Origin of the sequence: Pedobacter sp. G11, from assembly GCF_003860265.1 — a bacterium.
Lineage (GTDB): Bacteria > Bacteroidota > Bacteroidia > Sphingobacteriales > Sphingobacteriaceae > Pedobacter > Pedobacter agri.
Window position 1 is genome coordinate 945,829 of record NZ_CP034190.1, and the last position, 12,808, is coordinate 958,636.

Annotated in this window: 11 protein-coding genes; 3 read left to right on the forward strand and 8 right to left on the reverse strand. The window is 37.7% G+C overall.

All coding sequences use genetic code 11. The annotated features are described in order from the left end of the window. Complete coding sequence (locus EA772_RS04125) at window positions 1–573, forward strand: TlpA disulfide reductase family protein (RefSeq protein ID WP_124911335.1); 573 nt, start codon at window positions 1–3, stop codon at window positions 571–573. On the opposite strand, the gene EA772_RS04130 is transcribed toward EA772_RS04125, so the two are convergent. Then, window positions 563–964, reverse strand: a complete 402-nt coding sequence (locus EA772_RS04130; protein ID WP_124911337.1) for a hypothetical protein — start codon at window positions 962–964, stop codon at window positions 563–565. The two genes, EA772_RS04125 and EA772_RS04130, sit on opposite strands and share 11 nt — an antisense overlap. Window positions 965–1,182: 218 nt before the next feature. Here EA772_RS04130 and EA772_RS04135 point away from each other — a divergent pair, with 218 nt between their 5' ends. Further along, on the forward strand, window positions 1,183–2,241 hold the full coding sequence (locus EA772_RS04135) for a nucleoid-associated protein (protein WP_124911339.1): 1,059 nt from the start codon (window positions 1,183–1,185) through the stop codon (window positions 2,239–2,241). Between the two features lie 110 nt (window positions 2,242–2,351). Here EA772_RS04135 and EA772_RS04140 read toward each other — a convergent pair whose 3' ends face one another. The 6 genes from EA772_RS04140 to EA772_RS04165 all read right to left on the reverse strand — a co-directional run bounded on the left by EA772_RS04140 (window position 2,352) and on the right by EA772_RS04165 (window position 8,549). Continuing rightward, window positions 2,352–3,698 carry a DUF58 domain-containing protein gene (locus EA772_RS04140; RefSeq protein ID WP_124911341.1) on the reverse strand — a complete coding sequence of 449 codons (1,347 nt, stop codon included), beginning with the start codon at window positions 3,696–3,698 and terminating at the stop codon, window positions 2,352–2,354. Between the two features lie 142 nt (window positions 3,699–3,840). Further along, window positions 3,841–4,818, reverse strand: a complete 978-nt coding sequence (locus EA772_RS04145; RefSeq protein WP_124911343.1) for a MoxR family ATPase — start codon at window positions 4,816–4,818, stop codon at window positions 3,841–3,843. Further along, window positions 4,799–5,989 (reverse strand): DUF4350 domain-containing protein, encoded by a 1,191-nt coding sequence (locus EA772_RS04150; RefSeq protein ID WP_124911345.1) that lies wholly within the window; start codon window positions 5,987–5,989, stop codon window positions 4,799–4,801. The genes EA772_RS04145 and EA772_RS04150 overlap by 20 nt, the downstream gene beginning before the upstream one ends. Continuing rightward, the gene (locus EA772_RS04155) at window positions 5,986–6,717 is read right to left on the reverse strand and encodes a DUF4129 domain-containing protein (protein ID WP_124911347.1); all 732 of its coding nucleotides are present in this window, start codon (window positions 6,715–6,717) and stop codon (window positions 5,986–5,988) included. The genes EA772_RS04150 and EA772_RS04155 overlap by 4 nt, the downstream gene beginning before the upstream one ends. Window position 6,718: 1 nt before the next feature. Next, window positions 6,719–7,603, reverse strand: coding sequence for a hypothetical protein (locus EA772_RS04160; RefSeq protein WP_116169018.1), 885 nt, complete (start codon window positions 7,601–7,603; stop codon window positions 6,719–6,721). A gap of 1 nt (window position 7,604) precedes the next feature. Further along, entirely contained in the window at window positions 7,605–8,549 is a 945-nt protein-coding gene (locus EA772_RS04165) for a stage II sporulation protein M (protein WP_116169017.1), read from the reverse strand. Window positions 8,550–8,916: 367 nt separating this feature from the next. Between EA772_RS04165 and EA772_RS04170 the strand changes: the two genes are divergently transcribed. Next, on the forward strand, window positions 8,917–11,394 hold the full coding sequence (locus EA772_RS04170; protein ID WP_124911349.1) for an ATP-binding protein: 2,478 nt from the start codon (window positions 8,917–8,919) through the stop codon (window positions 11,392–11,394). Between the two features lie 52 nt (window positions 11,395–11,446). On the opposite strand, the gene EA772_RS04175 is transcribed toward EA772_RS04170, so the two are convergent. After that, window positions 11,447–12,778: a sigma-54 dependent transcriptional regulator gene (locus tag EA772_RS04175; protein WP_124911351.1), complete on the reverse strand. Its 1,332-nt coding sequence runs from the start codon at window positions 12,776–12,778 to the stop codon at window positions 11,447–11,449. Window positions 12,779–12,808: the final 30 nt, after the last annotated feature.

Here is a 12,808-nt window from a genome sequence, read left to right on the forward strand (position 1 = left end):
ATGAAATTTATAAGAAAAAACATATTCAATGCCCTTTTCGTTGCTCTTCTTTTGATTATTGTTTTTGTACCCGATGCAAAAGCTTTGTTGATCAGAGGCCTGATGGAAATTGGACTTTATTCACCTTCTGTCAATCAGCCCAGTAAAACAGCAATGGATTTGGGCGGAATCAGGTTTCAGGATATCAACGGAAAAAATGTCGATTTAGGAGCGTTAAAAGGTAAAGTAATCTTCCTGAATTTTTGGGCCACCTGGTGTCCACCCTGCCGGGCAGAAATGCCCTCAATTAATAAATTATATACCCAGTTTAAGGATGATAAAAATGTAGTATTTATTTTTGCCGATGCAGATGGCGATCTAGAAAAGTCGGTAAAATTTATGGCGAACCGGAAGTATCAAATGCCTGTATTTAAGGTGACGAGTAGCATTCCCGATCAAATTTTTTCAGGTGCTCTACCTACAACTGTTATTTTCGATAAACAAGGAAGGTTATCATTTAGGCATGAAGGAATTGCTAATTATGCCGATAAAAAGATTGTCGATTTTTTAAATAAACTAAAAGTTAGTGATTAGCGGATTGGCGATGTAGTTTAAAGCTGTATGTTTTTAAATCAATGCCATAAATCCCATTAATTTTACCAGGCAGACTTTCATAGGCCTCTTTTATCTTGTGAAGGATAATATTATCACGCTTTCTTATTCTAACGGTTTTGTCATTACTGTCTGGCAAAAACACAAGGCTGTGACCATTTTTACTTGGAATTTCATTCGGGAGATACTTTACCTTCTTTCCTGTTTTGATGTCGGTTTTGATAATTTCGCTGCCTAAAATGTAACCGTTAGCTAAGGATAATTTAATCTCAAAATTTTTGGTTTTGCCATAATAATAGGCAAATTCAAACGCTTTCTGGCTAAAGGCATAACTGCTTATTGTTAACAATACAGTGGTTAATACAACTCTCATCTATTGAAAAATTTATACGTTAAGTTAGGCAATTTGCTCAGTTTCCCTACAGGCACTAGCAGATTTTATAAACCTGATGGACGCGACAGCCTCCGATTTTTTCTATCGGAGCTACAGCAAACAGCAGGACTACTTTAACCTATCGGCTACTATTTTTGATTTACAAAAGATATTTAATTTGGTTAAACATCGCTGATTATTTACTTACTTTTGCCGCCATGATTTCATTTTTCGAGGCAAACTTAAAGCAACTTTCTATCCATCATACCGGAAACAAATTAGTTGAGGAATACTACAAATTATCTGATGCGCCATTAAATATTGATGATGAGGTGTTGGGCAATTTGTTAATGCAATATTTCCTTAAGCCTTTCGAAAAAGTAAATGAGGTGTATCGTTTTTTTCATCCGAACGACAACCTGAATTTGAATGAGGTTTATCATTTTGCGCATGAAATTTTTGAAAACAATGAGCTTTTTCACGAAGATTCGCAGCAACTGGCTAAATACTTATATGATGTGGCCAATCATCCGAAGATAAAATCGGGAGAACTGTATGTAGCGTATTTTGAAAAAGTGCAAATTGAAGGGGAGCAGTTGGATGTGATCGGCATTTTCAAATCCGAAACAAAAGATACTTACCTGAAAGTTTTCCCAAAGGATGACGGCTTTAATATGAGCTATGAGCAAGATGCCATAAGTATCAATAAGCTAGATAAAGGTTGCTTGATTTTTAATACCGATAAAGAAGAAGGTTACAAAGTAGTAGTACTCGATCAGGCCAAAAGCAGTAATGAATCTGCCGTTTACTGGAAGGATGAATTTTTAAAACTGAAGATTAGAAATGATAGCTACAACCAAACCAATAACGTTTTAGGCGTTTACAAAAACTTTGTAACGCAGAAACTGGATGACGATTACGAAATCAGCAAAGCGGATAAAATTGATCTGTTAAACCGCTCAATGAAATATTTTAAAGAGAAGGAAACCTTCGACATTGAAGAATTCGGCAATGAGGTAATTGGTAATGCAGAAGGAATTGAATCTTTTAAAAATTACAAAAAAAGCTACGAAGAGGAATTTGAAAGCCCTATTGCTGATCATTTCGAAATTGCAGAATCGGCAGTAAAAAAACAGGCCAGAGCTTATAAAAGTGTTTTAAAACTGGATAAAAACTTTCACATCTATATTCATGGCAACAAAGACATGATTGAAAAGGGTTATGACGACGATAAATCGATGAACTTTTACAAAGTGTACTTCAGAGAAGAGGAATAGTTTTTTGTTAGCAGTTGGCGATTTTCAGTTTTCAGTTGGTAATTGGCCGTTTTCAAGGAACGATTCACCACTTAAACAATTAGACATTTAACCAAACGCTCAAAAACCAATCAAATCCGCTGTTGTGCTTTTAAAGCCAGATATCTGTTGATCACATTTAGTGTTAAATTTTGAGGCGATGTCAATATGGATAAAATGCCATGTTTATTTAGGGCTTTAACCATTAATTTCTTTTCGTAAATAAATTTTTCTGCGATGGTTTTATGATAAATGCCTTCTACATCTTTCGCCGGCGCATGGCTAAGGGTTTTCAATTCTGTGTTCTCAAAAAATACTACCAGTAATAAATGATATTTCGAAAGTCGCTGCAGGTATGGTAGCTGCCGTTCCAAGGCCGATAAACTTTCGAAATTGGTAAAGAAAACCAATAATCCACGCTGTTTAACAACCGCACGGACACTACTATACAAAGCTTCCAGATTGCTTTCCAGATACCTTGTTTTTTCTTTGTAAAGCACGTTCATGATATTGCCAAGTTGAGCAGATTTGCGGTCGGCCGGAACGATTGAGCCAATCATTTCGGAAATAGTAATCAAACCTGCTTTATCCTCTTTCAGCATGGCTACTTTGGTTAGCGCCACCGTTGCATTAATGGCATAATCCAATAAGCTTAGCCCTCCAAATGGCATTCGCATTACCCTTGATTTATCGATAATGCAATAGATGTTTTGTGATTTCTCGTCAGTATAATTATTTACCATTAAACCGCCTTTTCTGGCAGTGGCTTTCCAGTTAATGGTACGAATATCGTCTCCTCCAACATAATTTTTAATCTGATCGAATTCGCTGCTATTTCCGATTTTTCTGATCCGCTTGATGCCCATTTCTGTCAGATGCCTGGAAACGGCCATTAATTCGTATTGACCAAGATTAATGAATGAAGGATAAACCGGGAGAACTTTGGCCCCATCGAAATTGTAGCGCCGGCTGATGAAACCCAGCGGCGACCCAATATACGCCCTGATAAATCCGAATTCGTATTCACCACGTTTGGTTGGCCGCAAGTTATAATGGATAGATTTTACTTCAGCTGATTTCAAAATCAGCCGAAAATCCTTATCTCTCAACTGGAACTGGTAAGGAACTTCATCAATAACCCCTACGTTTACGCCAAAGCCATACCTGTTTTTAATTTCAATTTGAATGGGATTTTCATCGCCATTGCTCAACCGTTTTGAAGTAAACCGTTGCGCATCAATTCCCTTTGGAATCCGGTAAAGAATAAAAATATCAACAAATAACAGGATGAACACCACAACTGTAGCAATTTCGGGAATGTCGCCAAGCCAGGTGAAGAAAAATTTCAGTAGAAAAAGCACAACACAAAACCCCAAAGCGGCAAAAAACCGATCCTTGAGAAATAGATTGATGTAATATTGCTGAAAGAATTTTTTCAAATGGTTAATTATTAAAAATGGTTAACTGTTTAATTGGTCAATTGTAGGAATTGGTTAATTGGTTAATTGTTAGGTGGTAATTTTCCAAATTGTCCGTTGAAAACTGCCAACTGAAAACTGCTAACTTTAAACTGCCAACGATCTACCTTGGTACCTCTATTTTTTTAATAATCTGATGAACGATGTCACTGGTGGTTAAACCTTCCATTTCTTTTTCAGGAGATAATAAAATTCGGTGTGCTAAAACCGGTATAGCAACGGTAATGATATCTTCTGGTGTTACAAAATCCCGGTTTTGGATGGCTGCCAATGCTTTGGCGCTATGCACAATAGCCAATGATGCCCTTGGTGATGCACCCAGATAAAGCGATGCATTGTTGCGTGTTTCATTTACAATTTTCGCAATGTATTCCAACAGCTTCGGCTCTACAAACAAATTGCGGATTATCGCCCTGGCTGATTGAATCTGCTGCACTGATAGAACAGGTTTAACATCGCTGGCTAAAGTCTTATTTACTAAACCATGTTGCGCCAATAAAATAGCCGTTTCTTCTTCTAAAGATGGATATTTGACTTCAATTTTAAATATAAACCTATCTAGCTGTGCTTCTGGCAAACGATAAGTTCCTTCTTGTTCAATCGGGTTTTGCGTAGCCAACACCATAAAAGGCTCTTCCATGATGTAAGTTTCTCCATCAATGGTTACCTGTCGCTCTTCCATCACTTCAAACAATGCAGATTGGGTTTTGGCCGGGGCCCGGTTTATTTCATCCACTAAAATAATGTTCCCAAAAATTGGTCCTTTTCTAAATTCGAAATCGCCGGTTTTTGTATTAAAAATTGGTGTTCCTAAAACATCTGAAGGCATCAAATCTGGCGTAAACTGAACTCTTGAAAACTGGGCATCAATAGATTTCGCCAGTAGTTTTGCGCTAAGTGTTTTGGCTACGCCGGGTACCCCCTCAATCAGGATGTGCCCGTCGGCAAGCAAACCCACAATTAAAAAATCGATAACCTGTTTTTGTCCGACGATGATATTCCCAAGTACATTTCGAATTTGATCTACTGCTTCGGTTAAAGCACTTAAATCTGTACGCTGATTAAATTGTTCTTGCTCCATGGGCCTGTGTGTTATGATAAAAATTTTCTATGCTTTGATTTAAGTTGATGAGCTCATGATCGCTCAATTCACTCATTGTTGGTATTTGCGTAAAATATCTGGTCAGTGTTTTTGCAGAGGGTTCATTAATACCAGTTTTTTCCATTAATAGCGTTACAAAATCAGCACCAATTTCATTGGTTTTGATATAGTATCTGCTTCGGAGATATTCCAAAAAATAATTGATTTGTTTTTTGGCGATATCTAAATTATTCCTTTCGTGATAATATACACTTCCCACTACATTGGCAAATTCTACAGACGAATTTTTAAGTGGATCGGCAACCGGAATAATGCGTTGCCTGCGTTTAATTTCATACAGCACAAAAATAATCAGACTAAAAATAGCAAGATAATAAGCCCATTTAAGTTCGGGATGCTTAAAAAACACTCTTAAAACATCTGTGCTATCTTTTTTCTGAGCAGAGAAATAACCGTCGAAAATAATTTGTTTACTATTTTGAACGTAGCTGAGCGTTTTGGCTGCGTATTCAGCGCCATATTTATCTAACAGGTTAAAGTTTGTATAAAAACCAGGCTCTGCAATTAAATAAAGCGCACCTTTTCCATAATTGTATTTAACAAAATTTGGTTTCTGTACATTATTAATACCTAAAATAATTGCCTTTTTATAGTCGATTTTGCTAAAAAACTGTGTCCCTATCCCACGCTCAAAACCATAATTGGCATCAGTTTTTAAACTGGGATTGGTAAAGTTAAGCGAAGGGCGATCGGCTGACATCGTTGTTGATGTGGCAATTTTGAGTTCTTTCTCCAGTTTCCCAAAGTCGTAACTGGCAATAAATATCGTATTCCCAGCCTGCATGAATTTCTTCATTTGCTCAAAATCCGTTTTGGAAACATCTACCTTTTGCGCAACAATGAAATATGTTGTGTGACTAAAGTTTTTGTCCTTTAGTGTGTTATAAACAGCTCTTCTCGAATCGATTTTTGTTGCCTGCGGCAAAATATCTTTTATCCTATCATGTAAAATAAACGTACCATAAGGAATTTTATCAGATGATAAATAAGTTGGCGCCCAATTGGTTGGGGTAGGCTTATTGTATTGTGCCACAAGGTAAACCAATATCAGGACAACCCCTAAACCGAAGTAAATTTTAAACCCTCTCATTTAATTTTGTTGTTAAACTGGTTAAATGATTGGTTAATCGGTTCGAATTTATGTTCATCAACAGGAAAATCGCCATACCAGATATAATCAAACTGAAGCGTAAGCCTGCTAAAATCATCTTTTAATTCCGGCCTGGTGATTTCTGTTAAATAGTTATAGTTCGTTTTATCAGGCTGCCAATAGATAATTTCTGCATCGCTCAGCTTTTTCAGAGCTTGCAAATAAAGCAATCGTACAGCCAGCCGGTATTTCTGCGCTGCAATTAAACGCTGCAGTTCGGTTTCAAAATCAATTTCGTGAATGTTCTCCGAAATGATATCATAAGGTAAAGCCGCTTCTTTCGATTTTTTGCTAAAGATATTTTCAGTGCCAATTGCTTTGAAGATGAAATATAGAACCAAAGCAACACCCAAGCCAATAAAGAAGTATCTTGAAACCGTGTTGGATGCCGCACTGGCAAACAATTTCATTATGGTGTTCCAAAACCACATCCAGAACCGATCCCAAAGCGAAAGTTGCCCGGCCTGAAGTTCATCATATTGAAACTCCTTTTGATCTTTATAATTACTGATGGCTTCTTTATCAAACTTTGCGGGCACAAGCTTGCTGCTGTCTGTTTGCACAACAGGCTTTTCTTGTTTAGGCTGTACCACAATTTGGGTATAAGCATTTGCCGAAAGAAAAAACAGCAGGATTACTAAAGCATATCTAAAAAAGAGTTTGTGCATTTTAATATTCCTCTGGTCGCGTATCAATTGGTTTTTCTGTGCTCCCGAAATTGGTGATGCGTTCCATTAAGCCGGTGTTTTCTTTTTGCTCCAGCAAATTAAAGTAAGAAAGTGAAATGGTAATAATTGGTATAATGGTAAATACCTGGCAAAGCGATTGCAAAACTGTTGTAGCCATACTTAACGGTAATGACATGTGTGGCGTTTTACTGGTAAACATGCCAATCATACTGAACAATGTGGTTGGCAAAACCACCATGCTCATACAGGCATAAACAATAATCCACACAACGATTAAAGTGCCGAAAGTTACCCAAAAGTTTTCCTGAATCATTTTAAAACTTCTGCTAAAAGAATAGCCGAATGTGCCATTTTCAATTACCATTATTGGAAACATCATGGCAACAAATGGAAATAAGTAAAACCCTGGAACCAGACAAAAGATAAATGCGACGATCAACATCAGGATTAAGACAATCGCACTACCAAAAACCCTGAAAAAGTAATACTTGAAATAACCCCAAACTTCTTCGGTAGTTGGTGCCTGATTCCCTTTTTGAACATAAAGCGAGATAAATGATAAGATTGCCACCGTCATGCTGGCATAGGTTGCCAGCGAAAAGAGTAAAGAAAGGAAATATTCGAGCCCGTAAATGCTGCCAAAGCCGAAACCTCTGGCTGTTCTTCCATTGCCTATGGTATTGATAATATTGACCATTTTATATTGATAAACAAGCATGGAAGACATGCTGGCCAATACGAAAAGACCACAAAATGTAAAATAGGTTTTTATTAAAGCCTTAAAATTCTGACGCATAAAAGTAAATGTGTCATTAATTACCTGGCCGAAATCTCTACGTCTTTTAAATTCGATTTTTCCTATCATGTTAATTTAGCTTCTTGATAATTTTTACGGGGTAGATGAATACGTACCAAATGATAAATGCAGCAGATATGCCCAAAATAGCTATACTCAAGAACAATGGCATTTCAGTGTGGCGGGTAATGAAACTTTCGAAAAATGCTGCGACAATAAATATGGGCACCAATCCTAAAACTATTTTGATACCATCTTTCGCTCCCTTAATAATCGATTCCATCCGGGTATAGGTTTTTGGAAATAAAAAACTGTTCCCTAAAACAAGCCCGGCTGCGCCTGCCAATACAATGGCCGAAATTTCAAGTGTTCCGTGGATCCATATCACCAAAACTGACTGTATGCCTAAGCCCTTACTAAAAAAAAAGTATTGAAAAGAACCCAGCATGATGCCGTTTCTAAAAAGTGAAACGATAGATCCAAATGAAAAAATAATCCCTAAAACGAATGTATACAAGGCAACGTAAATATTATTTAGTCCAATCTGGATAAACATCACAAATTCGTTCGATTGTTTATAAACTCCAAATGGATCGCCTTTGGCAATATTTTCATTGGTCATGTTTACATACGCGTCACCCATAATCAGGCGCACAAATGTATCATCATATTTAGCAGATATTGCGCCTATTGCGCATGATAAGATAAAAAATAGCAGGGCATAAATAACTTGCTTACGGTGTTCGAGAAACAGAAGCGGGAGTTCGCTTTTCCAGAAGTGAACAAAACGGTTAGATTTTTCTTTTTTGTTTTTATAAACAGATTGATGCAATTTGGAAGCCAGTCCGTTTAAATAAGCGGTAGTGTTTGATTTCGGATAAAAAGTTTTCGCGTAAGCTAGGTCATTGGTAATTTCTATAAACTGATTGGCCACTTCATCAGGATTTGCCTGCTGCATCCGATCGTACTGCTGCCACTTTTCCGTATTCTTTTTAACAAATAAAGCTTCTCTCATTTAAAGACGTTACCAAATCCTCGGTTAAAATAGTTAAATTTTTATGGATATGGAAAATTAAGCTTAATACTGAAATTGATAACAGTTTCGTTGCAAAGCTATTTCTACTGGAGACTATGAAAGGCTTTTCTCAATAATTGACGGGCAAAAAACTCAGTGAGTTATCAATCGGTTATAATAACAATTCCTGATCAGATTGAAATCGCGATATTAATTTTCATATGGCACCAGGCAATCCAAACTCGCCATTTACGATCTTATATCGTTAAAAAATAAAACTTCATTGGTACATTATTTGTATAACTCACCTGAACGTGTCTATTCGTCGAAAATTTTCGTTTAATAAGGATATAAAATCTCCCCATTCATGGCAGCCGCAATACAAAAGCGTTTCTTTCGGGCAATAAAAAGTAAAGTAATTATCGGGTTTCTATTTGCCTGCTTTGCTTTACTTTTAGCCTGGGGTATCAGCAAATTTGCGTTTACCAGAATGCTAAATACTGTTGAAGTTATTTCGGCACCTAACGACAGGCTTCGGCTTGTGAATGATTTATCGCATAAAATAGCCCGTTTAGATCAACTCCAGCGAGACGAAGCATTTAATAAACAGGGAGATTATAATTTTCTGAAAGAATCGCGAAGGGTGCGGGTAAGCCTCGATTCACTTCGTAAATTATACAAGGGAGATTCTGCACAGCTGGGTCGAATTAAATCTATTATTAACCTGCTAGCTCAACGCGATAAGCAATTTGTTTCCTACCTGCAGGTCCGCGAAACTTTGGTAAACACAAAATCATTTTCTAATGAGGTAAAAAAACTGAACGAGCTGGTGGCATCACGCAGTTTGCAAACCGACAGTGCGATTTTAACTACTGAAACCACCACTTCTACCACCACTGTTGCGCCAGAGGAAGAAGAAAAATCCAGAGGTTTTTTAAGTAAACTCTTTGGAAAAAAGAAGGCCGATGTTTACAAGATTATCAATGAAGAATTTAAAGTAAAACGCGATACCCTCAATGCTAAAGCGGAAGACAGCATTATGAAAAGCATGACAGGTTCGTTGAAAAACATCGAACTGGAACAAAAAAAGAAAAGTCAAAAATTCATCAGGCGTGAAGCGGAACTTTCTGGTGCAAGCAACAAACTAACCAACCAAATCCTTCAGATTTTAAGACAGGTTGAAGGCCAGGCGGTGGCACAGGTAGATTTAAATGGCATTCAGGCGAAGCAGGTGGTTAATGATGGCATTACACAAATTACCGCCATCATCATCACTTTCTTTCTGTTAACTGTAATTTTGCTTTACCTTATCCTGGCCGATATTACCAAAAGTAATCGCTATCGCCGCGAGTTGGAGCTGGCAAAAGATGAAGCAGAATATCATGGAAAAGCCAAACAGCGTTTTTTATCGAACATGAGCCATGAGATAAGAACGCCGCTTCAGTCTATTCTAGGCTATGCAGAGGTGATTTCACAACAAGATCATCCTAAGAAAAAAGATATTGATGCCATCTATCAATCATCCATCCATTTATTGCAAATTGTGAATGAGGTACTCGATTATAACCGCATCATTTCAGGCGAATTCAGTTTCAATAACCAAGCCTTTAGTGTGCGAAAAATTCTCGATGAAGTTACGGCGGTTGTTCGCCCGCTGGCAGAAAAAAAATCATTGCGACTGGTTACTCATTTAGATTTGGGTGATGTAGAAGTGGTGAAAGGCGATGCTTTCCGGTTAAAGCAGATTCTTTTCAATTTATTAGGAAATGCTGTCAAATTCACTCTAAAAGGAGAAATTAACTTAAATGTTTCCTGCAAGAAACAAATGGATAATCTCCATTTCCATTTCACTATAAAAGATACCGGCATTGGTTTCGAAGAGAAAGACATGACCAGAATATTCAATGAATTTGAGCAAATTGAATCTCCTGAGCAATATGTGCTTAACCAAACGGGTACCGGATTAGGTCTGCCCATCGTGAAATCACTCATTGAGGCACAGGGTGGAAGGATCCATGTTAAAAGCAAACCCGGAAAAGGTACTACATTTAATATTTATCTAACCTATCAGGAAACCTCAGAACGTATCATCGACCCGCTTGATCTTAGCCATTATGCTATTGTTAACCCGGGAACAGTTTGGGTAATTGATGATGACCAACTTATTCTCGATTTATGTGGATTGATTTTCGAGCGCAATAAAATCCCGTATAAAACCTTTAATCAAGTGGCAGACATTTTACATCAAACCCCTGTTCCGGATTTGAAATATGTATTGGTTGATATGCGCCTGCCCGAGATGACCGGCATTGAACTTTGCCATCTGTTGAAGAAAAAACTTCCTGCAAATGTGAAATTTTATGCCATTACAGCCCAGGTTTTACCAGAAGAACGTGAAATGGTATTAAGTGAGGGTTTCGACGGCTTAATTATGAAACCATTCCAGGCTGCAGATCTCCTTTCTATTTTTGAAAAAACTGAAATTTTATCAGCGCAACCAGAATTCGATTTTTCTTCCATTGAAAAAATGACTTTTGGTGATCAGCAAATGCTCGAAAAAATCCTGAACAGATTTAAACATGACTGTATCGAAGATGCTGCGGAGTTGAAAAAACATTTGGATGAAGGTAATCAGGATAAAAGCCGGTTGATCGTACATCGCCTTGCAGGTAGAACTGCGCAAATGGGTTCTAAAACATTAGCCCACGATTTCAGAACACTAGAAATTGAAATTGCCGAAAGAGGATTACTTGCCGAAATTAAGTACGAAGTTTTAAATCAATTGAAAAAACTCGATGCTCTAATTCAGGTGATGGAAGAGATGGAACCGATTGGGGAAAAATAATTTGCCCTTGCTCATCATCATCTAATCTAAGGGTAGACAATGCATGATATCATTATTCAATGCCGTATCGCTCCATCTTCGCATAAAGCGTTTTGCGGTCGATGTTTAGCATTTTGGCGGCCTTAGATTTATTATGTTTTGCTTTAATCAAGGTTTCGGCAATTAACGTCTTTTCGTTTTGTTCGTTAACGGCTTTTAAATCTGATGAACTTCCGGGTAGCGTTTGCTGGTTTACCGAAATCATCATTTCATCAGGCAACGCCGATACCTGGGCTACATCACTAGGTGTTAGCAAAACCATTCTTTTAATCACATTGCTTAATTCACGCAGGTTACCCGGCCAGTCATAATTTAACAACAATGATTTTGCTTCGGTAGAAACGCTCTTTACATTGCGATCTAAATCGCGGTTTGATAATGTAATAAAGTGGTTGATAAACAGTTCCAAATCGCCGCCCCGATCTCGCAAAGCTGGCAATTGAATTTTAAATTCATTTAAACGGTGATACAGGTCTTCCCTAAATTCTCCACCCGAAATACTGTTCAGTAAATCATCATTTGTCGCCGCGACAATCCGGACATCAACAGCAACTTGTTTGGTACTGCCCAAAGGCTGGATTACCCTTTCCTGCAAAGCTCGGAGTAGTTTAATTTGCACTTCGTAACTTAAATTTCCAACCTCATCTAAAAACAATGTTCCGCCGTTTGCGGCTTCAAACTGGCCCTTTTTATCATTTAAAGCACCTGTAAAAGCTCCCTTTACATGCCCGAACAACTCACTTGCTGCCAGATCTTTTGATAGCGCCCCGCAATCAATTGCAACGAAAGGTTTATCGGCCCGTTTACTTTGTTGATGCAGGGTTCTGGCCGCAAATTCCTTTCCCGTTCCACTTTCGCCCTGTATAATAACCGACATATCTGTTGGCGCAACCAAAGCAATATGTTCATAGAGCCTATCTGCCGTAGCGCTTTTACCTTTTATAAAATCGGTATCTGTTGCTTCAATTTTAATTTCTTTATGATCTTTTTTGCTGAGTGAATTTTTAATCACCATCAAAAGTTCATCCGGATTTACAGGTTTTGTAATGTAATCAAAGGCCCCCATTTGCATGGATTTCACTGCTGTTCGAACATCGTTAAAACTGGTCATGATGATGATAGGCGTAGAAAGCCCCAGATTTCTGGAATGTGTAATTACCTCAAAACCAATTCCGTCGGGCAGGCGATAATCAATCAGAAACAAATCAAACGCTTCACTTTCAATGAGTTTAAAAGATTGCTTAATATGGGTTACGAGCGTAACCGCATGGTCGTTTTTAGTTAAAAAACCTTCAAGTAATTGAGCAAATGTTGTATCGTCTTCTAAAATCAGGATTTTCGCCATACAACAAAAATAAGAAAAGCCAGTTAAAAA